The 24,540-nt window shown below is 74.3% G+C and carries 20 protein-coding genes; all 20 read left to right on the top strand.

Going from position 1 to position 24,540, the window contains the following annotated elements; all coding sequences use genetic code 11:
- Window positions 1-73: 73 nt before the first annotated feature.
- The 20 genes from AB0P35_RS14285 (at window position 74) to AB0P35_RS14190 (ending at window position 24,494) form a co-directional block, all read left to right on the top strand.
- Window positions 74-3,307, top strand: coding sequence for a PDZ domain-containing protein (locus AB0P35_RS14285; RefSeq protein ID WP_363510392.1), 3,234 nt, complete (start codon window positions 74-76; stop codon window positions 3,305-3,307).
- Window positions 3,308-3,439: 132 nt separating this feature from the next.
- Window positions 3,440-3,799 carry a histidine triad nucleotide-binding protein gene (locus AB0P35_RS14280; RefSeq protein WP_095874938.1) on the top strand — a complete coding sequence of 120 codons (360 nt, stop codon included), beginning with the start codon at window positions 3,440-3,442 and terminating at the stop codon, window positions 3,797-3,799.
- Window position 3,800: 1 nt separating this feature from the next.
- Window positions 3,801-4,721, top strand: coding sequence for a ribonuclease Z (locus tag AB0P35_RS14275; RefSeq protein WP_095874939.1), 921 nt, complete (start codon window positions 3,801-3,803; stop codon window positions 4,719-4,721).
- Window positions 4,722-5,050: 329 nt separating this feature from the next.
- Window positions 5,051-6,064, top strand: a complete 1,014-nt coding sequence (locus AB0P35_RS14270) for a PhoH family protein (RefSeq protein WP_257019338.1) — start codon at window positions 5,051-5,053, stop codon at window positions 6,062-6,064.
- Between the two features lie 14 nt (window positions 6,065-6,078).
- The gene (gene ybeY / locus AB0P35_RS14265) at window positions 6,079-6,573 is read left to right on the top strand and encodes an rRNA maturation RNase YbeY (protein ID WP_095874941.1); all 495 of its coding nucleotides are present in this window, start codon (window positions 6,079-6,081) and stop codon (window positions 6,571-6,573) included.
- Window positions 6,574-6,586: 13 nt separating this feature from the next.
- Entirely contained in the window at window positions 6,587-7,921 is a 1,335-nt protein-coding gene (locus AB0P35_RS14260; RefSeq protein ID WP_095874942.1) for a hemolysin family protein, read from the top strand.
- Window positions 7,922-8,048: 127 nt separating this feature from the next.
- Entirely contained in the window at window positions 8,049-8,285 is a 237-nt protein-coding gene (locus AB0P35_RS14255; protein ID WP_095874943.1) for a hypothetical protein, read from the top strand.
- 18 nt (window positions 8,286-8,303) lie between these two features.
- Entirely contained in the window at window positions 8,304-8,840 is a 537-nt protein-coding gene (locus AB0P35_RS14250) for a DUF4383 domain-containing protein (protein WP_363510387.1), read from the top strand.
- Window positions 8,841-8,982: 142 nt separating this feature from the next.
- Entirely contained in the window at window positions 8,983-10,026 is a 1,044-nt protein-coding gene (locus tag AB0P35_RS14245; protein ID WP_363510384.1) for an aldo/keto reductase, read from the top strand.
- 67 nt (window positions 10,027-10,093) lie between these two features.
- A complete protein-coding gene (locus AB0P35_RS14240) occupies window positions 10,094-10,447 on the top strand; it encodes a cytidine deaminase (protein ID WP_095874946.1) in 354 nt (117 codons plus the stop codon).
- Between the two features lie 99 nt (window positions 10,448-10,546).
- The gene (locus tag AB0P35_RS14235) at window positions 10,547-10,702 is read left to right on the top strand and encodes a hypothetical protein (RefSeq protein WP_179419489.1); all 156 of its coding nucleotides are present in this window, start codon (window positions 10,547-10,549) and stop codon (window positions 10,700-10,702) included.
- A 56-nt stretch (window positions 10,703-10,758) separates the two neighbouring features.
- Window positions 10,759-11,688: a GTPase Era gene (gene era / locus AB0P35_RS14230; RefSeq protein WP_095874947.1), complete on the top strand. Its 930-nt coding sequence runs from the start codon at window positions 10,759-10,761 to the stop codon at window positions 11,686-11,688.
- A 293-nt stretch (window positions 11,689-11,981) separates the two neighbouring features.
- Complete coding sequence (locus AB0P35_RS14225) at window positions 11,982-12,374, top strand: hypothetical protein (protein ID WP_363510380.1); 393 nt, start codon at window positions 11,982-11,984, stop codon at window positions 12,372-12,374.
- Window positions 12,371-13,393 (top strand): phosphate ABC transporter permease subunit PstC, encoded by a 1,023-nt coding sequence (pstC, locus tag AB0P35_RS14220; RefSeq protein ID WP_363510377.1) that lies wholly within the window; start codon window positions 12,371-12,373, stop codon window positions 13,391-13,393. The genes AB0P35_RS14225 and pstC overlap by 4 nt, the downstream gene beginning before the upstream one ends.
- A complete protein-coding gene (gene pstA, locus AB0P35_RS14215; protein ID WP_363510374.1) occupies window positions 13,390-16,257 on the top strand; it encodes a phosphate ABC transporter permease PstA in 2,868 nt (955 codons plus the stop codon). Before pstC ends, pstA begins: the two co-directional genes overlap by 4 nt.
- A complete protein-coding gene (locus AB0P35_RS14210) occupies window positions 16,254-18,881 on the top strand; it encodes a hypothetical protein (protein WP_363510371.1) in 2,628 nt (875 codons plus the stop codon). The genes pstA and AB0P35_RS14210 overlap by 4 nt, the downstream gene beginning before the upstream one ends.
- 173 nt (window positions 18,882-19,054) lie before the next feature.
- On the top strand, window positions 19,055-20,053 hold the full coding sequence (locus AB0P35_RS14205; RefSeq protein ID WP_363510369.1) for a substrate-binding domain-containing protein: 999 nt from the start codon (window positions 19,055-19,057) through the stop codon (window positions 20,051-20,053).
- A gap of 50 nt (window positions 20,054-20,103) precedes the next feature.
- Complete coding sequence (locus tag AB0P35_RS14200) at window positions 20,104-21,696, top strand: Ig-like domain-containing protein (RefSeq protein ID WP_363510366.1); 1,593 nt, start codon at window positions 20,104-20,106, stop codon at window positions 21,694-21,696.
- A gap of 120 nt (window positions 21,697-21,816) precedes the next feature.
- Complete coding sequence (locus tag AB0P35_RS14195; protein WP_363510364.1) at window positions 21,817-23,559, top strand: hypothetical protein; 1,743 nt, start codon at window positions 21,817-21,819, stop codon at window positions 23,557-23,559.
- Entirely contained in the window at window positions 23,556-24,494 is a 939-nt protein-coding gene (locus AB0P35_RS14190; RefSeq protein WP_363510361.1) for a sortase, read from the top strand. The genes AB0P35_RS14195 and AB0P35_RS14190 overlap by 4 nt, the downstream gene beginning before the upstream one ends.
- Window positions 24,495-24,540 lie beyond the last annotated feature (46 nt).

The following is a 24,540-nucleotide window of genomic DNA, read 5'->3' as shown; positions in this document are numbered from 1 at the left end:
TGGTTCGCGCCCGGTTCGTACGCTCAAGAAGAAACCCCCTGCGGTGCGGGCGGCCGGTGCCTAGGGTGCTGGTGTGACCGAACCGCAGAGCACCTCACACGGCGCCTACCTGCGCCACCCCCACCTGCACGGCGACCTCGTCGCCTTCGTTGCCGAGGACGACGTCTGGCTCGCCCCGCTGGACGGCGGCCGGGCCTGGCGGCTGACGGCCGACCGGACGCCGGTCAGCCACCCGCGCTTCTCCCCGGACGGCCGGCACATCGCCTGGACCTCGACCAGGGACGGCGCGCCGGAGATCCATGTCGCCCCCACCGAGGGCGGCCCCTCCCGCAGGCTCACCCACTGGGGCAGCCCCCGTACCGCCCTGCGCGGCTGGACGGCCGACGGCCGGCCGGTCGCCGTGACGACGGCCGGCCAGGCCACCCTGCGCCGCACCTGGGCCTTCGCCGTCCCGCTGGACGGCGGCGAGCCGGCCCGGCTGCCGTACGGGCCGGTCGGCGGGCTGGCGTTCGAGCCGGGCGGCGAGCGCGCCCTGCTGCTGTCGGCGTTCAGCCGGGAGCCCGCGCACTGGAAGCGCTACCGCGGCGGCACCACCGGCAAGCTGTGGATCGGCGAGCGCGACTTCGAGCGCCTGCACACCGGCCTCGGCGGCAACATCGAGTCGCCGCTGTGGGTCGGCGGCCGGATCGCCTTCCTGTCGGACCACGAGGGCACCGGGCAGCTGTACTCCAGCCTCCCCGACGGCTCGGACCTGCGCCGCCACACCGACGGCGGGTTCTACGCCCGCAACGCCACCACCGACGGCACCCGGGTGGTCTGGCACAGCGGCGGCGACCTGTGGCTGCTGGAGGACCTGGAGGGCGCCGAGCCGCGCCGCCTGGACGTCCTCCTCGCCGGGCCGCGCACCCGCCGCCAGCCGCACCCGGTCTCCGCCGCCGGGCACCTGGACTCCGTCGCCCCGGACCGCACCGGGCGGGCGGGCGCGGTCGTCGTCCGTGGCACCGTGCACTGGCTGACGCACCGTGAGGGCCCGGCCCGCGTCCTGGACGCCGCCCCCGGGGTGCGCGCCCGGCTGGCCCGGGTGGTGCCCGGTACCGACGGCGGCCAGGGTGTCGTCTGGGTCACCGACGCCGAGGGCGACGACGCCCTCGACTTCGCGCCCGCCGTGCTCGGCGCCGATCGCCGCCGGCTGGCCGCCGGCGGGCTCGGCCGGGTGCTGGACCTCGCCGTCTCGCCCGACGGCCGGCAGCTGGCCGTCGCCTCGCACGACGGCCGGGTGCTGCTCGTGGCGCTCTCCGACGGCACCGTGCACGAGCTCGCCCGCAGCGAGAACGGCGAAGTCACCGGCCTCGCGTTCAGCCCGGACTCCAGCTGGCTGGCCTGGTCGAGCCCGGTGCTCGGCGCGTGGTCGCTGCGCCAGATCATGCTGGCCGACCTGACCAGCCGGACGGTCAGCGAGGCCACCCAGCAGCGCTTCGTCGACTACGCGCCGGCCTTCACCGCGGACGGCAAGCACCTGGCCTTCCTGTCGGTGCGCAACTTCGACCCGGTGTACGACTCGCACTCCTTCGACCTGTCCTTCCCGACCGGCTGCCGCCCGTACCTGATCACGCTGGCCGCCGACACCCCGTCACCGTTCGGCCCGCAGCGGGCCGGCCGCCCGGTCGGCGCCGAGGACGAGGACGGCAAGGCCGCCGGCAAGGGCGCCAAGGAGGCCGCGGACGCCCGCGAGGGAGAGGAGTCGGCCCCGTCGACCCGGGTCGACCTTGAGGGCATCGCCGACCGCATCCTGCCCTTCCCGGTCGAGGGCGGCTCCTTCGGCAGCCTGAAGGCCACCAAGGAGGGCGTCGTCTGGACGCGGATGCCGCTGCTCGGCGAGCTCGGCGACACCGCCGCCTCGCTGGAGGACGACCATCCGCGGCCCGTCCTGGAGCGGTTCGACTTCAAGAAGCGCCGCGCCGAGGAGCTCGTGCACGCCCTGGACGGCTTCGCGGTCAGCGGCGACGGCTCCCGGCTCGCCGTGCTGGACGAGTCGCGGCTGCGGATCGTCCCCGCCGACCAGAAGGCCGGCGAGGACGACGAGGTGGACGTCGACCTCGCCCGGGTGCGGGTCACCGTCGACCCGGCCGCCGAGTGGCTCCAGATGTTCGACGAGAACGGCCGCATCATGCGGGACAACTACTGGCGCGCCGACATGAACGGCGTCGACTGGGCCGGGGTCCTCGACCGCTACCGCCCGCTGGTGGACCGCCTCGGAAGCCACGACGACCTGGTCGACCTGCTGTGGGAGACGGTCGGCGAGCTCGGCACCTCGCACGCCTACGTCACCCCGCCCGGCCGCGGCACCGAGGCCGCCCGCCGGCAGGGCCTGCTCGGCGCCGACCTGGTCCGCGACGGCGACGTCTGGCGGGTCGAGCGGATCCTGCCCGGCGAGTCCTCCGACCCGCGGGCCCGCTCGCCGCTGGCCGCCCCCGGCGTGGCCGTCCGGCCCGGCGACGCGGTGCTCGCCGTCGACGGCCGCCCGGTCGACCCGGTCACCGGCCCGGCCCCGCTGCTCGCCGGCACCGCCGGCCAGCCGGTGGAGCTCACCGTCGCCGGCAAGGACGGCGTCCACCGCCACCCGGTGGTGGTGCCGCTCGCCGACGAGGAGGCGCTGCGCTACCACGACTGGGTGGCCGGCCGGCGCGCCGAGGTCCGCGAGCGCTCCGGCGGCCGGCTCGGCTACCTGCACGTGCCGGACATGGTCAGCTCCGGCTGGGCCCAGCTCCACCGCGACCTGCGGGTCGAACTCGCCCGCGAGGGCGTCGTCGTCGACCTGCGGGAGAACCGCGGCGGCCACACCTCCCAGCTGATCGTCGAGAAGCTCAACCGGCGGATCGTCGGCTGGGACCGCGGCCGCGACCTGGCCAACCCGGAGCCGTACCCCGGGGACGCCCCGCGCGGCCCGGTGGTGGCGCTCGCCAACGAGTTCTCCGGCTCCGACGGCGACATCGTCAACGCCGCGATCCAGGCGCTCGGCATCGGCCCGGTCGTCGGCACCCGCACCTGGGGCGGCGTCATCGGCATCGACGGCAAGTACTCCCTGGTGGACGGCACGGCGATCACCCAGCCCAAGTACGCCTTCTGGCTGGAGGGCTACGGCTGGGGCGTGGAGAACCACGGCGTCGACCCGGACGTCGAGGTGGACTGCGCGCCGCAGGACTGGGCGGCCGCCCGCGACCCGCAGCTCGCCGAGGGCGTCCGCCTGGCGCTGGAGGCGCTCGCCGAGCACCCGGCGAAGACCCCGCCGCCGCTGCCCGCGCTGTAGGTCCGGTCGCCGCCGCCCGGCCGGGGCGCGAGCCGTGTGCTCGCGCCCCGCGCCGGGCCGCCCGCCGCGGAGGAGTGCGCAGCTCGGCTAGGCTGCGGACCGTCACGGACGCGCACGCGCAAGGAGACCGCCATGGCCGGAGAGGCCCAGCCCGACTGCCTGTTCTGCAAGATCGTGGCGGGTGAGATCCCGGCGACCGTCGTCCGGGAGACCGAGCGGACGGTCGCCTTCCGGGACATCAACCCGCAGGCGCCGACCCACGTCCTGGTGATCCCGAAGGTCCACTACCCGAACGCCGGCGAGCTCGCCGCCGCGGAGCCGGAGATCACCGCCCAGCTGCTCACCGAGGCGGCCCGGGTGGCCGAGGACGAGAAGATCGACGGCCACGGCTACCGGATGATCTTCAACACCGGGTCCGGCGCCGGCCAGACCGTCTTCCACGCCCACGTGCACGTGCTCGGCGGGGTGCCGCTGCGCGAGGGCCTGGTCTGAGGTGTCCCAGCGCGAACTCGTCGTCCTCGGCACCGCCAGCCAGGTGCCCACGCGGCACCGCAACCACAACGGGTACCTGCTGCGCTGGGACGGCGAGGGCCTGCTCTTCGACCCCGGTGAGGGCACCCAGCGGCAGATGCTGCACGCCGGCGTCTCCGCCACCCAGATCACCCGGATCGCGGTGACGCACTTCCACGGCGACCACTGCCTGGGCCTCGCCGGCGTCGTCCAGCGGATCAACCTGGACCGCGTCCCGCACCCGGTGGACGCCTACTACCCGGCCTCCGGCCAGGTCTTCTTCGACCGGCTGCGGTACGCCTCGGCCTTCCACGAGACCGCCGAGCTGCGGCCCCGGCCGATCCTCGACCCCGGACCGCTGCCGGTGCCCGGCGCCCCCTTCGAGCTGTCCGCCGTCCGGCTCTCCCACCCGGTGGAGTCCTTCGGCTACCGGCTCACCGAGCCCGACAGCCGCCGGATGCTGCCCGAGCGCCTCGCCGCCCTCGGGCTGCGCGGGCCCGCGGTCGGCACCCTCCAGCAGCAGGGCCGGATCGAGGTGGACGGCCGCACCGTCACCCTGGACGAGGTCAGCGAGACCCGGCCCGGGCAGAGCTTCGCCTTCGTGATGGACACCCGGCTGTGCGACGGCGTCGGCGAGCTCGCCGAGGGCGTCGACATGCTGGTCGCCGAGGCCACCTTCGTGGACGCCGACGCGCACCTGGCCTCCGAGCACGGCCACCTCACCGCCGCGCAGGCCGCCGAGGTCGCCGCAGCCGCCGGGGTGCGCACCCTCGTCCTGGCCCACTTCTCGCAGCGCTACCCGGTCCTCGACCAGCACCTCGCCGAGGCCCGCAAGCACTTCGACGGCGAGATCGTGATCGCGGAGGACCTGGCGAGGATCCCGGTGCCCCGCCGGCGGCCGTAGAAGGTGCCCGGCGGCCCCGCCGCCGGGCCCCGGCGCGGTGCGTTTCATCAGGTCGGAAACGGAAAACCATTCGCGTGGTTCCCGGGAGTGGCCCACCATCGAATGCGGCCGCCGCGGGCGGAGCCGCGCCGCCCCTGCCCTCCTGTGGAGGGCGTGTGCGGCGTACCCTGGTGACCTCGGACACCCCGAGCTGCACCCCGAGACGACGGATTGGGATGAGGCAGGCCGCAGGCCGACCCATGAGTGACACACCGCAGACCCGTACCAACGGACAGCCGCGCCGTGAGGCGGCGGCCAGCACCCGGATCGTGATCCCCGAGAAGCACCCGATGGTGACGCTGCTGGGTGCGGCCGACTCGCTCCTGCGAGTGATCGAGCGGGGCTTCCCGCAGACCGACATCCACGTGCGCGGCAACGAGGTGACCGCCACCGGGGTCGGCTCCGAGGTCAGGCTGGTCGAGCAGCTCTTCAACGAGATGATGCTGGTGCTGCGCACCGGCCAACCCCTGACGGAGGACGCCGTGGAGCGCTCCATCGCCATGCTCAGGAGTGCCGCCGAGGACCCGGGCCACCCGGCGCCCTCCGAGGTGTTCACGGCGAACATCCTGTCCAACCGGGGCCGCACGATCCGCCCCAAGACGCTCAACCAGCAGCGCTACGTCGACGCGATCGACAAGCACACGATCGTCTTCGGCCTCGGCCCGGCCGGCACCGGCAAGACCTACCTGGCCATGGCGAAGGCCGTGCAGGCCCTCCAGGCCAAGGAGGTCAACCGGATCATCCTGACCCGGCCGGCCGTCGAGGCGGGGGAGCGGCTGGGCTTCCTGCCCGGCACCCTCTACGAGAAGATCGACCCGTACCTGCGCCCGCTCTACGACGCGCTGCACGACATGATGGACCCGGACTCGATCCCCCGGCTGATGGCCGCCGGCACCATCGAGGTCGCGCCGCTCGCCTACATGCGCGGCCGCACCCTCAACGACGCCTTCATCATCCTCGACGAGGCGCAGAACACCTCGCCCGAGCAGATGAAGATGTTCCTGACCCGGCTCGGCTTCAACTCCCGCGTGGTGGTCACCGGCGACACCAGCCAGATCGACCTGCCCGGCGGCACCCGCAGCGGCCTCAAGGTCGTCCAGGAGATCCTCGTCGACGTGCCCGACATCCACTTCTCGGTGCTGACCAGCACCGACGTGGTGCGGCACAAGCTGGTCGGCCGGATCGTCGACGCCTACGAGCGTTGGGACGCCCGGCAGGAGGCCGACGAGGCCACCACGAACCGCAAACCCGTCCAGCGCCGGGGCGCCCGTGCCCCGCGCCAGTCCCATCGCACCGAAAGCTGAGTCACAAGCCCTCCATGTCGATCGACATCGCCAACGAGTCCGGGTGGGACGTCGACGAGGAAGCCATCCTCGACGTCGCCCGCTACGCCCTCGACAAGATGCGGATCCACCCGCAGTCCGAGCTCTCCGTGATCCTGGTCGACAGCGACGCCATGTCGGAGCTGCACGTCCAGTGGATGGACCTGCCAGGGCCCACCGACGTGATGTCCTTCCCGATGGACGAGCTCCGTCCCGGCAAGGAGGGCGAGGAGCTGCCGCAGGGCCTGCTGGGCGACATCGTGCTCTGCCCCGAGGTCGCCCAGCAGCAGGGCAAGGCCGCCCCCTCCCAGCACTCGATGGACGAGGAGCTGCAGCTGCTCACCGTCCACGGCGTGCTGCACGTCCTCGGCTACGACCACGAGGAGCCGGACGAGGAGCGGGAGATGTTCGGGCTGCAGAAGCGCATCCTGGACGACTGGCGCTCCGGCCGCGGCCTGTCCGGGATCTCCCCGGCGCCGACCACCCACTGAGGGCCGGCCGTCCGTGAGTGGTGATAGTACGAGCTTCCTCGTCGGGGCTCTGCTGCTGGTGGTGGTCGGCTGGCTCGCCGCGTGCGCCGAGGCCGGCATCTCCCGGGTCTCCCGGTTCCGTGCCGAGGAGGCCGTACGGGCGGGACGGAAGGGCTCGGCCCGGCTGCTGACGGTGGCCACCGACCCGATCCGCTACCTCAACCTGGCCACCCTGATCCGGGTGGCCTGCGAGATGGCGGCGGCCGTCCTGGTGACGGTGGTCTTCGTCCGCAACGTCGACAAGACCTGGCAGGCGGTGCTCTCCGCGATCGGCGTGATGGTGCTGGTCTCCTTCGTCGCGGTGGGCGTCTCACCGCGCACCATCGGCCGCCAGCACCCGCTGACCACGGCGACCGCCGCCTCCTTCGTGCTGCTGCCGCTGGCCCGCATCCTCGGGCCGATCCCGCGGCTGCTGATCCTGGTCGGCAACGCACTGACCCCGGGCAAGGGCTACAAGGAGGGCCCGTTCGCCTCCGAGGCCGAGCTGCGCGCCCTCGTCGACCTCGCCGAGAAGGACGACCTGATCGAGGACGAGGAGCGCCGCATGGTGCACTCCGTCTTCGAGCTGGGCGACACCATCGTCCGCGAGGTGATGGTGCCGCGCACCGACCTGGTGATGATCGAGCGGCACAAGACCGTCCGGCAGACGCTCACCCTGGCGCTGCGCTCCGGCTTCTCCCGGATCCCGGTGGTCGGCGACAACGAGGACGACGTGGTCGGCATCGTCTACCTCAAGGACCTGGTGCGCCGCACCCACGTCAACCGGGACGCCGAGTCCGAGCAGGTCGGCACGGTCATGCGGCCGGCCGTCTTCGTCCCGGACTCCAAGCCGGCCGCCGACCTGCTGCGCGAGATGCAGCAGATGCGCTCGCACGTGGCGATCGTGATCGACGAGTACGGCGGCACGGCCGGGCTGGTCACCATCGAGGACATCCTGGAGGAGATCGTCGGCGAGATCACCGACGAGTACGACCGGGAGATCGCCCCGGTCGAGGACCTCGGGGACGGCTCGTACCGGATCACCGCCCGGCTGCTGGTCGAGGACCTCGGCGAGCTGTTCGGCCTGGAGCTGGAGGACGAGGACGTCGAGACGGTCGGCGGCCTGCTCGCCAAGCACCTCGGCCGGGTGCCGATCCCCGGCTCGTCCTGCGACATCCCCGTCCCGGACGAGACGGCCACCGACCTGGTGGCGATCCGGCTCAGCGCGGAGAGCTCGGCCGGCCGCCGCAACCGCATCGACACCGTGGTCGCCGCACCCGTCCGGGCGATCGAGGACCCCGAGGACGAGTTCGCCGACCAGCAGAGCTGACGCACCCGCCGACGGCCGGGCCCCGCACCGGGGCCCGGCCGTCGGCGTCCCCGGGAACACCCGTTCGCGCGAAGACGGGCCGCGCCGCGTTTGCCGCCACGGCCCGGGCGTTTGCACCATGGAGGGTATGACGCACCAACTGCGCGCGGAGTACGGCCCGGCGGGCCGGTCCGGCGAGGTGAGCAGGTGGCACATCGTACGGACCGCCAATCCTGCCGAGGGCATGTGCGGCGCCGAGATCGAACCCGATGCCGAGACCAGGCCGGAAACGGACTGGGGGACGGGACTGCGGACCTGCCAGCAGTGCGGCTCGCTGTACCTGCACGAGATCCCCTACCACCGCGACTACCACGGCCACGGCTGACGTACGGCGGAGGCAGCGATGAAACTGCAAGACGAACTTCCCGTGGACCACAAGCTCGCGCAGGTCTACCGCTGGAGCGCGGGCGTCGGCGGCCTGTTCCTGGTGGTCTTCGGCATCCTCGGCCTCGTCGACCAGGTCGGGTTCTTCGACACCAACGGCAAGGAGACCCTGGGCCTGTCCAGCAACGGCGCCCTCAGCGTGCTGTCGATCGTGGTCGGCGGCATCCTGATCGTCGGCGCGATCATCGGCGGAAACTTCGCCTCCACCCTGAACATGATCGTCGGCGTGGTGTTCATCCTGGCCGGCTTCGTCGGCCTCATCGTGCTCGACAGCAGCGCCAACCGGCTGGCCTTCCAGATCCCCAACGTGGTGTTCAGCTTCGCCTTCGGCTTCGCGGTGGTCACCTTCGGCATGTACGGCAGAGTGAGCAGCCACCTGCCGCAGGACAACCCGTACTGGCGCAAGCGGCACAGCGGCCCGCAGACCGCGCCCGACGGGCCGGCCACCCTCGTCAAGGTGCTCAAGCCGGGCCCGCCCAACCCGATCGGCCACTGACCCCGCACCTCGTCCGGCCGGGACCGCGCCGCGGTCCCGGCCCCGCGCTGCCGACAGCCGTCCACGGAGCGGAATGGGCTTGACGCTCCGTCAGATCCGCGGCAGCGTCGGGTGGTCCACACGCGACCACGAGGGGGACCGGATGAACGAGCGCTCGCTCGGCGGCCTGAGAACCGCACCCGTCGGCTTCGGAGCGATGGTGCTCTCGCCCGGCATGTACGGCGAGACCGACGACGACCGCGGCACCGCCGCACTGCACGCCGCCCTGGACGCCGGCGCCACGATGATCGACACCGCCGACGGCTACGGCGCCGACGGCCACAACGAGGCCCTGGTCGGGCGGGCGGTCGCCGGCCGCCGCGACGAGGTGGTGATCGCCACCAAGTTCGGCTTCCGGATCCCCGAGGGCGCCGAGCCGCACCGCTTCCCGGTCGGCTACGCCTTCGGCGAGCTCGCCGTCAACGCCGAACCGAAGTACGTCCGCGGCTACGCCGAGCAGTCGCTGCGCAACCTCGGCACCGACGTCATCGACCTGTACTACCCGCACTTCCCCGACCCGCAGGTGCCCTTCGAGGACACCGTCGGCGCCGTCGCCGACCTCGTCGCGGCCGGGCTCGTCCGCCACCTCGGGCTCTCCAACGTGACCGCCGCCCAGCTGCGTGCCGCGCACGCCGTCCACCCGGTGGCCGCCGTGCAGACCCAGTGGTCGATGTGGCAGCCGGTCGACCCCGCGCTGCTGGCCGCCGCCCGCGAACTCGGCATCGGCCTGGTCGCCTGGAGCCCGCTCGGCGGCGGCTTCCTCACCGGTACCGTCCAGGGGCTCGGCGAGGACGACTTCCGCCGCCACATCCCGCGCTTCGACGAGGCCAACCTGCGGACCAACAACGACCGCTACGCCCCGCTGCGCGGCATCGCCGCCGACCTCGGCCTCACGCCCGGGCAGCTGGCCCTGGCCTGGCTGCTGCACCAGGACGAGCACGTGGTGCCCATCCCCGGCAGCCGGACCCCGGCCCACATCGCCGAGAACACCGCGGCCGCCGCGGTCACCCTGGACGCCGCCGCGCTGCGGCGCGTCGAGGAGGCGCTCGCGGTCTTCGCCCCGGCCGGCCGCGGCGCCCTGCTCGACGGCGACGGCGGCTCCGGCAGTGGCGCCGAGGGCGGTACCGAGGGCCGGGCCGAGGGCTGAGACGGGCGGTCGCCACCTGGTGGTCCGCCGGGGGCCGGGGCGGGCCGCCCGCCTATGCTCAGGGCTCATGAGTGAGCTCACCGAACTGGACCCCGAGGACAAGAAGATCATCACGCTGGCCCGCTCCGTGCGCGCCCGCAACGGTGTGGCGGAGGGGGCGGCGGTGCGCGACGAGACCGGCCGCACCTACGTGGCCGGCAGCGTGGCCCTGGAGTCGCTGCGGCTCAGCGCGCTGCAGACCGCGGTCGCGATGGCCGTCGCCAGCGGCGCCAAGGGCCTGGAGGCGGCCGCGGTGGTCACCGAGGCCGACACCCCGGCCGAGGCCGACCTCGCCGCCGTCCGCGACCTCGGCGGCGCCGGCACCCCGGTGCTGCTGGCCGGAGTGGACGGGGCGCTGCGCACCCGCGCCGAGGCACGCTGAGACACCCCCGCCGGGCCGGTCCGGGCCGATAGTCTGATGACCGGCTCGGCGGGGGAGCGGGGCCTCCGGACGAAGCCGTCGCGGTGCAGGGGAGGGGACATGGGCGTACTGGCGTTCTTCGCCGGGCTGCTGCTCACCGTCATGGGCTTCGGCCGGTGGCGGGAGACCGGCTCGCCCTACTGGCTGATCGGCTCGCTGGTGCTGCTGGTGATCGTGCTGGTCGGCGCGCTGACCGGCGGCAAGAAGACCGGCTGAGCCGCCGCCCGGGCGCGCGTCGGTTCGGACCCGGGTGATCAGGGAGAATGGTGGCCATGAATGCCCCTTCCTCCCCGTACCGCTCCGGGTTCGCGTGCTTCGTCGGCCGTCCCAACGCGGGCAAGTCGACCCTGACCAACGCCCTGGTCGGGACGAAGGTCGCGATCACCTCCGACCGACCGCAGACCACCCGGCACACCGTGCGCGGCATCGTGCACCGCCCGGACGCGCAGCTCGTCCTGGTCGACACCCCCGGCCTGCACAAGCCCCGCACGCTGCTCGGCGAGCGACTCAACGACCTCGTCCGCAGCACCTGGGCGGAGGTCGACGTGATCGGCTTCTGCCTGCCCGCCGACCAGAAGCTCGGGCCCGGCGACAAGTTCATCGCCAAGGAACTCGCCGAGATCAAGAAGACCCCCAAGGTCGCCATCGTCACTAAGACCGACCTGGTCGACTCAAAGCGGCTCGCCGAGCAGCTGATCGCGATCCACCAGCTCGGCCTCGAACTCGGCATCGAGTGGGCCGAGATCATCCCGGTCTCCGCCGTCGGCGACAACCAGGTCGGCCTGGTCGCCGACCTCATCACCAAGCTGCTCCCGGCGGGCCAGCCGCTCTACCCGGACGGCGACCTGACCGACGAGCCCGAGCAGATCATGGTCGCCGAGCTCATCCGCGAGGCCGCCCTGGAGGGCGTCCGGGACGAGCTGCCGCACTCGCTGGCCGTGGTGGTCGAGGAGATGCTGCCGCGCGAGGGCCGGCCGGCCGACCGCCCGCTGCTCGACATCCACGCCAACGTCTACATCGAGCGGCAGAGCCAGAAGGCGATCGTCATCGGCGCCAAGGGCTCGCGGCTGAAGCACGTCGGCACCACCGCCCGCAAGCACATCGAGGCGCTGCTCGGCACCCCCGTCTACCTCGACCTGCACGTCAAGGTCGCCAAGGACTGGCAGCGGGACCCGAAGCAGCTGCGCAAGCTGGGCTTCTGAGCCCCGCGTTCCACGCCCCGCACGGCCCGTCGGCACCCCGCCGGCGGGCCGTCGCCGTCCCCGTCCCCGGGCGGCGCGGCGGGGTCGGCCGACTCGCGGACCACCGGCCGGACGGCCTCCCGCGCCGGGCGCGACTGTCCTGTGCGTACGGACGGTGTGTGAGTCGTGGAGAACGAGCGCACCGTCCGTTCACACGCCCCGTGTCCGTCCTTCATGTGGCGGAATCCGGTCATCCCCCGGGAGCCGAGACCGTCACTTCCGGCCGATGAGCGCTCCGGAAGGCGAAGAACGGCATGGGACAGCCGAGGTTCCTGATCGTCAGCAGACCCGCCCGAACGGGCGCCGTCGGCGGTGACGCCGTGTGGCGGCTGCTCGGGGCGAACAACCGCCACCTCGGGCAGGGCGGTGAGACCTTCCGCGACATACCCGACTGCCTCGCCGCGATCGAGCGGCTGCGCCTCGGCCTCGACCGCGGCCGGCCCTCGATCTCCCCGGTCGACCACGGCCAGCTCTGGCGCTGGCGGCTCGACCTCGACGGGCTCACCATCGCCTGCTCCACCCGCGCCTACCGCCGGCAGCGCGAGTGCCAGTACAGCCTGGCCCGCTTCGTCGCCGGCGCCCGCGGCGCCGAACCCGCCCTGCACGCCCGCGCCGCGTCCGCCCTCCGCCCGCGCGGCACCGCGTGAACGCCCCCGACACGGCTGCCGCCGCGGCAGCCGCAGCGGGGTCCGACACCCCGCGCACCCTGCACACCGACGCCGGCCTCGCCGACCGCCTCTTCCTCGCCTGGGCCCGCGGCAGCGGCGCCTTCGTCCTGGTGGTGATGCTCTCCGTCGGCGGCTACCTCGCCGTGCGCGCCACCGACGCGCTGCGCACCGCCGGCCTCAGCTTCCTCACCGTCGAGAACTGGAACCCCGACGGTGGCCGCGGCCAGTTCGGCATCGCCGCCGTCCTGCTCGGCACCGTGCTCATCGGCGGCATCGCGGTCACCCTGGCGCTGCCGCTCGCGCTCGGCAGCGCGCTCTACATCAGCGAGTACGCGCCCCGCGGGCTGCGCCGCACCCTGGTCGGCCTGGTCGACCTGATGGCCGCGGTGCCCAGCGTGGTCTACGGCGTGTGGGGCTTCGTGCTGCTGCAGTACAAGCTCGCCGGCACGGCCCGCTGGATCGCCGCCAACCTCGGCTGGATCCCGCTGCTGCGGGTGGACGGCGTCGACCCGGACGACCCGCTCAACCCGCCGCTGATCTACACCGCCTCCAGCCTGATGGCCGGCACCGTCGTGGCCTTCATGATCACGCCGATCATGTGCTCGATCATGCGGGAGGTCTTCGACCAGGCCCCCGCCGCCGAACGGGAGGGCGCCTACGCGCTCGGCTCCACCCGCTGGGGCATGATCCGCACCGTGGTGCTGCCCTTCGGCCGCGGCGGCATCATCGGCGGCACCATGCTCGGCCTCGGCCGCGCCCTCGGCGAGACGATCACCGTCTACCTCATCCTCTCGATGCACTTCGAGATCCAGCCGCACATCCTGCAGAGCGGCGGCAGCGCGGTCGCCCCGCTGATCGCCCTGCGCTACGGCGACTCCAGCGAGTTCTCGGTCTCCGCGCTGATGGCCGCCGGACTCACCCTCTTCCTCCTCACCCTCGCGGTGAACTTCGCTGCGGCCGCCGTGGTCGCCCGCAGCCGATCGGGGGCCGGATCATGACCGCCGACACCGCAGCCGTCCCGGGCCTCGCCGACACCGCCGGCCGCACCGTGCTGCCCGCCGCGCCCACCGGGCCGGAACCCGCCCCGCGCCGGGCCGTCGGCCGCCGCGCCGGCGACCACTGGGCGCTCTGGGGCAGCCTCGCCGGGGCCGTCGCCACCAGCGCCCTGCTCTTCCAGCGCCTCGCCCCGTTCAGCGGCGGCGTCGGCTTCGCCGTCTGCACCTGGCTGGTCTTCCTCGCCCTGTACGCCCTGGTGCTCTCCCGCGAGGAGAACCGGCTCGCCGTCCGCGACCGGCTCGCCTCGGCCGTGGTGCACGGCATCGCCGCGCTCGTCCTCGCCGTCCTCGTCTGGACCGTCGGCTACGTCTTCTGGCACGGCCTCGACGCCCTGCGGCACACCAACTTCTACACCCAGGACCTCTCCACCGCCGGGCCCGCCGACCCGCTGGACCGCGGCGGCGCGCTCCACGCGATCGTCGGCACCCTCACCCAGATCACCCTCTCGCTGGCCATCACCGTCCCGCTCGGCCTCAGCTGCGCGGTCTTCCTCAGCGAGGTGCCGGGACGCTTCGCCCGGCTGGTGCGCACCCTGGTCGAGGCGATGACCGCGCTGCCGTCCATACTCGCCGGGCTGTTCGTCTACGCGGTGCTCGTGGTCACCCTCGACCGGTCCCGCTCCGGCCTCGCCGCGAGCGTCGCGCTCTCGGTGATGATGCTGCCGATCCTGATCCGCGCCGCCGACGTGGTGCTGCGGCTCGTCCCGGCCTCCCTCAAGGAGGCCTCGTACGCCCTGGGCGCGAGCCGCTGGCGCACGGTGTGGACGGTCACCCTGCCGAGCGCCCGCTCGGGCCTCGCCACCGCGATCATCCTCGGCGCGGCCCGCGGCATCGGCGAGACCTCCCCGGTGCTGCTCTGCTCCGGCTACACCAAGAACCTCAACCTCAACCCGTTGCACGGCCCGCAGGCCTCGCTGCCGCTGATGGCCTTCACCCTCGTCAAGTTCCCCTCCCAACTGCACGTGGCCCGCGCGTTCGGGGCGGCCGCCGTCCTGCTCGCCATGGTGCTGCTGCTGTTCGTCGCCGCCCGCGCCCTCGGCGGCCGCGGACCCGGCGAGCTGACGAGGCGCCAGGCCGCCGCGCGGGCCCGCCGCTCCGCCCAGGACGCGGCCCGGATGCGGCCCGCCGGCGCCGCGCCCCTCCCCGAACCCCGAAAGGTCCCCGCGTTGCGCCGAGCTCTCGCCCGCACCCTCACCCTGCTCACCGCGCTCGCGGTGCTGACCGGCTCGCTCTGGCTCGGCGCCGCGCCGCGCGCTGCCGCCGAGGACTACCGCCGGATCGGCGGCGCCGGCTCCACGTGGAGCCAGAACGCCGTCGACTCCTGGATCAGCAACGTCAAGCAGTACGGCATGACGATCGACTTCGACGGCCAGGGCTCCAGCTACGGCCGCAACCAGTTCAAGAACGGTGCCACCGACTTCGCGGTCTCCGAGATCCCGTACGGCCTCACCGACGGCGGCCAGTTCGACGCCCCGCCGCCCGTCCCGTACGCCTACCTGCCGATCGTCGCCGGCGGCACCTCCTTCATGTACAACCTGAAGATCGGCGGCGCCCGGGTCACCAACCTGCGGCTCTCCGGCGAGACCGTCGCCGGGATCTTCACCGGGAAGATCACCCGCTGGAACGACCCCGCCGTCCAGGCCGACAACCCCGGGCTGAAGATGCCCGACATCGCCGTCCGCCCGGTCGTCCGCTCCGACGGCTCCGGCACCACCGCGCAGCTCACCACCTGGCTGAGCAAGCGCCAGCAGCAGGTCTGGGACGACTACTGCCGCTCCACCCCGCGCCGCGCGCCCTGCGGGATGACGTCCTTCTTCCCGCTGAAGAGCGGCTCCACCTGGCAGGCGCTCGGCACCTCGGTCGCCGTCGCCAACGCCGTCGCCAACGAGGCCAACGTCGGCGCCATCACCTACGTCGAGTACTCGTACGCGCTCAACAGCCACTTCCCCGTGGTGAAGCTGCTCAACAAGTCCGGCTACTACGTGGAGCCCAACGGCAGGAACGTCTCGGTCGCGCTCAAGCGGGCCAGGATCAACCCCGGCGACCTCACCCAGCAGCTCGACGACGTCTACGACAGCCCGGACCGCAGCGCCTACCCGCTCTCCAGCTACAGCTACATGATCGTCCACACCGGCGAGACCGCGACGTTCAGCAAGGAGAAGGGCCGCACCCTCGCCGCCTTCGGCTACTACTTCCTCTGCGAGGGCCAGAAGCAGGCCGACGGCCTCGGCTACTCCCCGCTCACCGCGAACCTGGTGCAGTCCGCCTTCGAGCAGTTCGCGAAGGTCCCCGGCAGCGAGCGCCGCGCCTTCAACGCCTCGGCCTGCAGCAACCCCACCTTCGGCGCGAACGGCCGCAACCCGTACGCCGACAGCGCCGACCCGCCGCAGGACTGCGACAAGAAGGGCTCCGCCACCCAGTGCGCGGCCGGCACCGGCGGCGCCCGGCAGACCACCCAGGTCTCCGGCGGCTCCGGCTCCGGCGGCGGGGGCACCGGGGGCGGCGCGGCGGGCGGGGGAGCGAACGGCACCGGCGGCAGCGGCGCGGCAGGCGGCGGCACCGGAGCAGCCGGCCCCGGCGGCAGCGCGGCCGCCGCCGACCCCGCGCTCGGCGGCGGCGGGACCGGCGCGGCCGGCGGCGCCCAGCAGTTCACCGGCGACTCCGTCGCCATCGCCGCCGGCTCCGGCACCGGGCTGCGGCACGCCCTGATGGCCGTGGCCATCGTGCTGTTCTGCGGCGTCGTCGTGCTGCCCCCGCTGGTCGCAGGCCGCCGCGGCCGCGCCGGGCGGGAGGGGAACGGCCGATGAGCACCGCCCGCACCGCCGCCGTCCGCCGCGGCCTGCGCACGTGCGCCGTCCTCGCCCTGGTGCTCGCCACCGCCGCCGGCGCCTCGCTCAGCGCCGACCCCGGGCCCGCGCCCGTCCAGCCGGCCGCGGCCCGCGGCGCCGACCCGCAGATCCCCGTCGACCCCGTCACCGGGGCACCGGTGCCGATCGACGGCACGGCCGCCCCGGCCGCGGCGGGCGGCGCACCCGCAGCCGCCTCCGTCAAGGCCGCCGCACCCGGCCGGGCCCGCCCCGCCGCCGGCGCCGTCTCGCCGCGCGCGACCAACGCGGACCCGGTCACCGTCACCGGCGGCGGCGACTTCGCCGGGCTGGAGGTGACGGTCGGCCAGACCAGCCACCTGGTCAACCAGGTGATCAACGTCAGCTGGAGGGGCGGCCGCCCCACCGAGCCCAGCCCGATGGTCTTCGGCCGCAACTACCTGGAGATCATGCAGTGCTGGGGCGACGAGGCCACCGGCCCCGACCGCACCCAGTGCCAGTACGGCGCCACCAAGGGCGACAGCCGGGGCGGCGCGTTCGTCCCCAGCCGGCAGCTCAACTACGGCCGCACCCTCACCGACCCGGCCGAGACGATCCGGCCCACCCGGGAGAACGAGAACGTCTACGTGCCGTTCCGGCCGGCCACCGGCGACCCCGCCGAGACCGGCGGCACCAGCCAGTGGTTCGACATCCAGTCCACCAACGAGGTGCCCTTCGCCCCGACCCGGGCCGACGGCACCGGCCAGATCTGGTTCGAGGTGCAGACCGGCTCCGAGGCGCCCGGCCTCGGCTGCGGCCAGACCCCCAAGGGGCAGAGCGGCCCGTTCACCGAAGGCCGCCGCTGCTGGCTGGTGATCGTGCCGCGCGGCGACAGGGAGGTCGACGGGCAGCCGCCCAGCGGCCAGTCCGCACAGCTGCAGTCCTCCCCGCTGTCCACCACCAACTGGCAGCACCGCCTGGTCGTCCCGCTGCACTTCGAACCGGTCGGCATCTCCTGCCCGATCGGCAGCCAGGAGCGCCCCACCGCCGGCACCGAACTCGCCGACGAGGTCGTCGCCCGATGGCAGCCGGTGCTCTGCAGCCGCGCCGGAGGCATCTTCAGCTACACCCGGACCACCGACGACCTCGCCCGCGGCCGCCTGCTGCGCGGCGACCCCGGCCTCGCCTTCGTCGGCGCCCCGCTCGCCCCCGCCGACCAGGCCCCCGGCCGCACCCCCGTCTACGCCCCGCTCGCCGTCTCCGGCCTGGTGATCGGCTACGACATCGAGAGCCAGTCCTACTCCCGGACCCCGCCGGAGACCCGGCAGAAGGACGGGCAGCGGATCACCTCCCTCGACCTGACGCCGCGCCTGGTCGCCAAGCTGCTCACCCAGAGCTACCGCTACGCCGTCAACCCGGGCGACCCCGACGTTCCCGAGGGCAACCCCGCCGACCTCACCTCGGACCCCGAATTCCTGGCACTCAACCCGCAGTTCAAGGACCTGTACTTCCCGTCCCGGATCCCCGACCTGCTGCTGCCCTCCGGCGAGGGCGACGGAGCCCTGCAGGTCTGGCGCTGGCTGCTCGCCGACCCCGAGGCCCGCGACTTCCTGGCCGGCAGGCCCGGCACGACCTGGCACGACAGCGTCAACAAGCGCTACCTCGCCGACCGCGTCACCGCGCCCAAGGCCAACTACTCCAAGCTCGACGACTACTGCCTGGCCTTCCCGGACGACGAGACCGGCCGCCCGCCGTGGTGCAACTTCGACTCCCACCCCTTCTCCAACACCATGCGCGAGGGCGCCCGCTCCGCCGCCCGCGGCGACACCCTCGCCAAATCCGTCTGGGACGCCACCACCACACCCGGCACCCTGCGCAAGGCACCGCCGCAGGCCCAGGGCCTGCGCGGCGTGCTCACCCTCACCACCACCGCGCTCGCCGCCCGGTACGGCCTCAACACCGCCCGACTGCGCAACGGCGCGGGCGAGTTCACCGCCCCGACGGACGCCGCGCTGCTCACCGCCGCGGCCGCCGCCATCCCGAGCACCGTCCCCGGCGTGCCGGTCGTCGACCCCGCCGCGAAGACCCGGGGCGCCTACCCGCTCACCGCCATCACCTACGCCGCCACCGTGCCCTCCGCCCTTGACCGGGCGAGCGGCGCCGCCTACGCCTCCCTGCTGCGCTACGCCATGGGCGACGGCCAGAGCCCGGGCGTCGCCGCCGGCCGGCTGCCCGAGGGCTACGCCCAACTGCCGGAGGCCCTGCGCGGCCGGGCCCGGGCCGCCGCCGACCGGATCGAGCGGCAGGCCGGCGTCGCCGACACCGCGGCCGGCCCGGCCAGCCCCGGCGGAACCGGCGGCACGGGCAGCGGCGGCACCGGCGGCTCGACCGCCCGCGGCGGCGGCACGGGCGGCGCCGGCGACCAGGCCCCGGCCCCGGCCGGGCCGGAACCCGCCCGCACCACGACCACCCTCGCCCCGGTCGCGGAGGCCGCGCCGGCCGCCCGTACTGCGAAGACCGCCGTCGGCCCGCTCCGGCACCTGCCGACGGCCGCGCTGGCGGCGGGCCTGCTCGCGGCCCTCGCCGCCGCGGTGGTGCCGCGACTGCTGCGCCGGCGCCGCCCCTGACGGGCTCCCCGGACCGGACTGGTTTCAAGGCCCGCCGGGCTCGTCCTCGGGCCCGCCGGGCCACTCGACCACACCCGCGCCACCGACCCTCCGACGCACGTGCGCCACCGCCCGGCCCCACACCGCCGGCCGGGCACCCACCACGCCGTTTTCCCAGGGGAGATCCCGTGCAGATGTCCAGCAAGCGCAAGCTCGCCAAGTGCGTGACCGTCGTCAGCGGCCTCGGTCTGCTGCTGGCCGCCACCACGAGCACCGCGCAGGCCGACCCGTCCGGCCAGCCCACCTACCGTCCGCTGGCCGGTGTCGGCTCCGACACCACCCAGGGCGTGATGAACGCGCTGGCCAACGCCGTCACCATCGGCGGCCAGAAGGTGATCGCCTCGTACGACGCCGTCGGCTCGGCCACGATCAACACCCAGGCCGCGGCCGCCTGCCAGGGCCTCACCCGGCCGAACGGCTCCGGCGCCGGCCGCACCACGCTGCTCAACGAGCTGAACAAGGGCAACAACTGCCTGCAGTTCTCGCGCTCCTCCAGCCTCAACCTCGCCGCCGCCACGCCCGGCCTGACCTACGTGCCGTTCGCCGTCGACGGTGTCACCTACGCGGTCAGCGCGGGCAGTTCACTGCCGCTCGACCTCTCCACCGCCGACCTGCACGCCATCTACAGCTGCGACCCGGGCTACGTCGGCACCGGCCCGAACTGGTCGATCCGCCCGCTGCTGCCGCAGGCCGGCTCCGGCACCCGCAGCTTCTGGGAGTCCACCGTCGGCATCACCGAGACCGACGTCGCCGCCGGCAAGTACCCGTGCATCAGCGACACCAAGGGCGGCAAGAAGATCGAGGAGCACGACGGCCGCGTCCTCGACGCCGCCTCGCTGGTGCCGTTCTCCATCGCCCAGTACATCGCGCAGAGCTCCGGCACCCTCGCCGACCTCCGCGGCACCGCCCAGCTCGGCAACATCAACGGCGTGCCCTCGGTGCTGCTCAACACCGGCGCCCCGGCCACCCGCGACGTCTACAACGTCATCCCCAGCAGCAAGGTCGCCACCAGCCCGTGGAGCGACGTGTTCGTCGGCGGCAACGCGCTGATCTGCCAGCAGTCCGCCCTGATCAAGCAGTACGGCTTCGGCACCAACGCCAACTGCGGCGACACCTCCCGCACCACCGGCTGACCCTCCCCCCGCCGCACCCGACCACTGCCAGAAGGGCACATCCCGTGAGCATGTCCCGCATTCCGCGCGCCGTCGCACTCGGCGCGGCCACCGTGCTGGCCGCCGGCGCCGTCACCGTGCTGTCCACCGCCACCGCCTACGCCGACGCCGCCAGCCCCACCATCGGCACCCTGACCCCGAACCCGGCCACCGGCGCCGACGACGAGCTGATGAGCGTCGTCTCCTCCGGCACCTGCCCGGGCGGCACCAACCTGCAGGTCCTGGTCTTCGGCCAGGGCTTCCCGACCGACGGCTACGGCGTCAGCCTCAACCAGGCGCAGTCCGTCTTCCCGCCGGACGCCCAGGGCCGGATGACGGTGCCGCTGAACGACACCATGCGCAGCTTCGCCCAGAAGAACGGCTTCTCCACGCTGAGCGGCCAGTACGACTTCCACCTGCGCTGCCGGGCCAAGGTCGGCACCACCTACTTCGGCGACTTCGTCGGCTCGGTCTGGTTCACCAGCCCCACCGCGTACACCTCGACCGACCCGAACGCCCCGGCGGCGACCGCGACCACCACCACCCTCGCGGTCACCCCGAACGGCTCCGCCACCGCGGGCTCCGCCGTCACCCTGACCGCGACGGTCTCCCCGGCGGCCGGCGGCACCGTGCAGTTCCTGGACGGCGCCACCCCCATCGGCGCGCCCGCCGCGGTGAGCGCCGGCCAGGCCTCCGTCACCGTCAGCACCCTCGCCGTGGGTGCGCACAGCCTGACGGCGGTGTTCACCTCCACCGACAGCCACTACCTGGGCTCCACGTCGGCGGCCACCGCCTACACCATCAGCCCCAAGGGCGCGGCGGCCACCACCACCGCGCTGGCCGTCTCGCCGTCCGGCAGCGCCGCCAAGGGCAGCCCCGTCCAGCTGACCGCCACCGTCGCCCCGGACGCCCCCGGCACGGTGGAGTTCAAGGACAACGGCACCAGCCTCGGCAGCAAGCCGGTCTCCGGCGGCACCGCCGAGCTGACCGTCACCACACTCGCCGAGGGCGACCACTCCATCACCGCCTCGTTCACCCCGACCGACGCCACCGCCTACGCCGCCTCGGCCTCCGCCGCGGTGCCGTTCAGCGTCACCCCGGTGGTCACCCCGCCGAACCCGGGCGGCCCGACCCCGCCCTCCCCGGTCTCCGAGACCGTCACCACCACGCTCGCCCCTGGCGCCCTGGTCATCAGCGTGGCCGGCGGCAACGTCACCCTGCCGCCGCTCGCCCTGAACGCCACCAGCACCCTCTTCACCACCGCGGGCCCGATCCAGACCGTCACCGTCACCGACACCCGGGCCGGTGCGCCCGGCTGGTCGGTCAGCGGCCAGGTCGCCCAGTTCTCCTCCGGTGCGGGCGCCATCAACGCCCAGAACCTCGGCTGGGCCCCCAACCTCGTGTCCAAGGGCGACGGCCTGAAGGTCAGCCTGGGCGGCCAGGTCAACCCGGCCAACGCCGTCGAGGCCAACGACGCCGGCGCGCTCGGCCTGAAGTCCTCGCGCACCCTCGCCACCGCCACCGGTCTCGGCACCGCCAAGCTCGGCGCCGACCTCACCCTGCTCGCCCCGACCTCGACCCAGGCCGGGACGTACCAGGGCGTGCTCACCCTGACCGCGATCTGACGATCCGTCACCAAGGCCGGGCCGCCCTTCCGGGGGCGGCCCGGCCCGCCGCCCCGAACACGCCCTGCCCGAACGCGCTCTGTCCCGAACGCACCCCGCACCCCGAGGATGATGCCGCCGATGCGCCGCTGGCTCCTGCTCCTGGTCCCCGTACTCCTGGCCGTGCTGCCGACCGGCCCGGCCGCACACGCCGCCGACGGCGGCGCCCCCGCCCCCGCCGCGCAGGCGCAGACCTTCGGCATCCAGCCCGCCACCGCCACCGACCCCGACAACCGCGGCTCCTTCTCCTACGCGGCCACGCCCGGCGCGGTCGTCAGGGACCACGTCGCGGTGTGGAACTACGGGGACCGGCCGGTCACCCTGCGGCTCTACCCGGCGGACGCCTTCAACACCGACACCGGCGGCTACGACGTGCTGCCCGAGGGCCGCCCGTCCACCATGGCCGGCGCCTGGATCCGCACCGCCACCGCCTCGCTCACCCTGCCCGCCCGCAGCCGCCAGATCGTCCCGTTCACGGTTGCCGTGCCGGCCGGGGCCACCCCCGGCGACCACGCCGCCGGCATCGTCGCGGCCCTCCGCCAGGAGACCAAGGACGCCAAGGGCAACGCCGTCACCCTCGACCAGCGGGTCGGCGCCCGGGTCCACCTGCGGGTGGCCGGCGCGCTGAAGGCCGAACTCACCGTCGAGGACGTCCACGCCGTGCACCACCCCAGCGCCAACCCGCTGGGTGCCGGGCGCACCACCGTCGACTACACCGTCCGCAACACCGGCAACGTCCGGCTCGGCGGACGCCAGGCCGTCCGGGTCACCAACGTGCTCGGCACCGTCGCCACCGGCACCGCCCCCGCCGACCTGCAGGAGCTGCTGCCCGGCAACGCCGTCCACTACCGGGTCGAGGTCTCCGGCGCCTACCCGACCTTCTGGGGCACCGCCGGTGTCACCGTCGACCCGCTGCCGATCGCCGGCGACAAGGACCCCAATCTGGCCGGCAGCACCCGCAAGCAGCGCTTCGCCAGCATCCCCTGGGCCCTGCTCGCCGTCCTGCTGCCCGCCGGTCTGATCGCCTGGTACCGGTGGCGACGCCGTACCCCGACCACCCCCGCCGCGGACCGGACCGGCTCCGCAGGCCCGGGGAAGGCCGCTGCCCGGGAGGCCGTCGCGGGCACCGCCCTGCTGGCCGTCCTGCTGCTCGCCGGCCAGTTCGGCGCCGCGCCCGCCGCCCGCGCCGCCGACACCGGCACCCTCGCCTTCGACTACGCCACCGGCCACGACGACGACGCGGTCGACGTGCTGACCTCCGGCCGCTGCCCCGACCCGGACACCGCCTACCTGGCGATGCGGATCACCGGCGCCGGCTTCCCCGCCGAGGGTGCCCCGCTCACCGGCACCGTCGCCGCCTCGGTCTACCGGCACGGCACCAACGGCGGCTACGTGCTGCCGATGGGCAACACCCTGCGGGTGGTCGCCAACCGCAGCGGCGCCGGTCCGCTGCACGGCGCCTACACCGTCACCGCCAGCTGCCGCGGCAAGGTCAACCCGGCCTCCCGGCGCGACTTCACCGGCGTCCTCACCTTCACCTCGCCCACCACCTGGCAGGCCGTCACCGTCGCCCCGCAGGGCGCCCTGCACGGCGCCGCCGCCGACCCCGTCCCGGCCGCCGCGCCCGCCGTCGGCACCCCCGCGACCGGCACGGGCAAGGTCGGCACCGCTGCGACAGGCACAGGCAAGGCGGGGGAGACCGGCACCGGCGGCCCCTGGATCGCCGCCGGCGTCGGCACGGCCCTGCTCGCCGGTCTCGCGGCGCTGGCCGCCGTCCGGCTGCGCCGCCGCCCCGGCACCACCGAGGGGGAGAACGCGGCATGAGCACCACCCTCGCCCCGCCCGCCCCGCCGACCTCCCCGGCCCCGGCGGCCGTACCCGCGTCCGACGGCCCCCGCCCCGACCGGCCCCGCCCCGACCGGCCCCGGCTGGTCGGCGCGTGCCTCGCCATCACCGCCGCCCTGTTGCTCGGCCTGCTCCTCGAACTCGGCCCGCTCGGTGCCCTGCGCCACCTGCGCGACCACGAGACCGGCTACGCCGAACTCCGCGAGAGCCTCGCCCTCGGCACCACCCCGATCGGCCAACTCGACCACGACGGACGGCCCGTCGAACCCGGCACCCCCGTCGCCCTGCTGGAGGTGCCGCAGCTCGGCCTGCGCGAGGTCGTCCGCGAGGGCACCGCCGGGGGAGTGCTCGAAGCCGGGCCCGGACACCGCCGCGACACCCCCATGCCCGGCCAGGCCGGCACCAGCGTCCTGCTCGGCCGGCAGGCCGGCTACGGCGGCCCGTTCGCGGCCCTGCGGGAACTGCGCACCGGCGAGACCTTCACCGTCACCACCGGCCAGGGCAAGCACCGCTTCCGGATCATCGACGTCCGGCGGGCCGGCGACCCCGTCCCCGCCGCCGCCAAGGAGGGCGCCGGCCGGCTCGTCCTGGTCACCGGTGACGGCCCCCGCTACGCCCCGGCCGGCACCCTGCTCGTCGACGCCGACCTGGTCACCGCGGTCGAGCCCGCCAACGCCCGGCCGCTCACCGCCGCGGCGCTGCCCGCCGCCGAGCAGGCCATGGGCACCGACAACGCCGCCTGGACACCCCTGGTGCTGTGGGGCGAGGCCCTGCTGCTCGCCGCCGTCGGCCTGTCCACCGCCTGGGCCCGGTGGGGCCGCCGCCAGGCCTGGGCGGTCGGTGTGCCGGTGGTCGCCGCCCTCGCCCTCGCCGTCGCCGACCAGGCCGTTCGGCTGCTGCCCAACCTGCTCTGACCGGGCCCGCTCCCGCCGCACCTCCCGAACGTCCACCCGCACCTCC

It is taken from the genome of Kitasatospora sp. NPDC085879 (genome assembly GCF_040686255.1).
Taxonomy (GTDB): domain Bacteria; phylum Actinomycetota; class Actinomycetes; order Streptomycetales; family Streptomycetaceae; genus Kitasatospora.
The sequence above is the reverse complement of the archived record's forward strand: the minus strand, read 5'-3'. Positions and strand labels throughout refer to the sequence as shown.

Bases quoted from the DNA above. Each gene is read 5' to 3' on its own strand.
- AB0P35_RS14280 (WP_095874938.1), top strand. From the start codon at position 3,440: ATGGCCGGAGAGGCCCAGCCCGACTGCCTGTTCTGCAAGATCGTGGCG.
- AB0P35_RS14270 (WP_257019338.1), top strand. From the start codon at position 5,051: ATGGTGACGCTGCTGGGTGCGGCCGACTCGCTCCTGCGAGTGATCGAG.
- ybeY (WP_095874941.1), top strand. From the start codon at position 6,079: ATGTCGATCGACATCGCCAACGAGTCCGGGTGGGACGTCGACGAGGAA.
- AB0P35_RS14255 (WP_095874943.1), top strand. From the start codon at position 8,049: ATGACGCACCAACTGCGCGCGGAGTACGGCCCGGCGGGCCGGTCCGGC.
- AB0P35_RS14250 (WP_363510387.1), top strand. From the start codon at position 8,304: ATGAAACTGCAAGACGAACTTCCCGTGGACCACAAGCTCGCGCAGGTC.
- AB0P35_RS14245 (WP_363510384.1), top strand. From the start codon at position 8,983: ATGAACGAGCGCTCGCTCGGCGGCCTGAGAACCGCACCCGTCGGCTTC.
- AB0P35_RS14240 (WP_095874946.1), top strand. From the start codon at position 10,094: ATGAGTGAGCTCACCGAACTGGACCCCGAGGACAAGAAGATCATCACG.
- AB0P35_RS14235 (WP_179419489.1), top strand. From the start codon at position 10,547: ATGGGCGTACTGGCGTTCTTCGCCGGGCTGCTGCTCACCGTCATGGGC.
- era (WP_095874947.1), top strand. From the start codon at position 10,759: ATGAATGCCCCTTCCTCCCCGTACCGCTCCGGGTTCGCGTGCTTCGTC.
- AB0P35_RS14225 (WP_363510380.1), top strand. From the start codon at position 11,982: ATGGGACAGCCGAGGTTCCTGATCGTCAGCAGACCCGCCCGAACGGGC.
- pstA (WP_363510374.1), top strand. From the start codon at position 13,390: ATGACCGCCGACACCGCAGCCGTCCCGGGCCTCGCCGACACCGCCGGC.
- AB0P35_RS14210 (WP_363510371.1), top strand. From the start codon at position 16,254: ATGAGCACCGCCCGCACCGCCGCCGTCCGCCGCGGCCTGCGCACGTGC.
- AB0P35_RS14205 (WP_363510369.1), top strand. From the start codon at position 19,055: ATGTCCAGCAAGCGCAAGCTCGCCAAGTGCGTGACCGTCGTCAGCGGC.
- AB0P35_RS14200 (WP_363510366.1), top strand. From the start codon at position 20,104: ATGTCCCGCATTCCGCGCGCCGTCGCACTCGGCGCGGCCACCGTGCTG.
- AB0P35_RS14195 (WP_363510364.1), top strand. From the start codon at position 21,817: ATGCGCCGCTGGCTCCTGCTCCTGGTCCCCGTACTCCTGGCCGTGCTG.
- AB0P35_RS14190 (WP_363510361.1), top strand. From the start codon at position 23,556: ATGAGCACCACCCTCGCCCCGCCCGCCCCGCCGACCTCCCCGGCCCCG.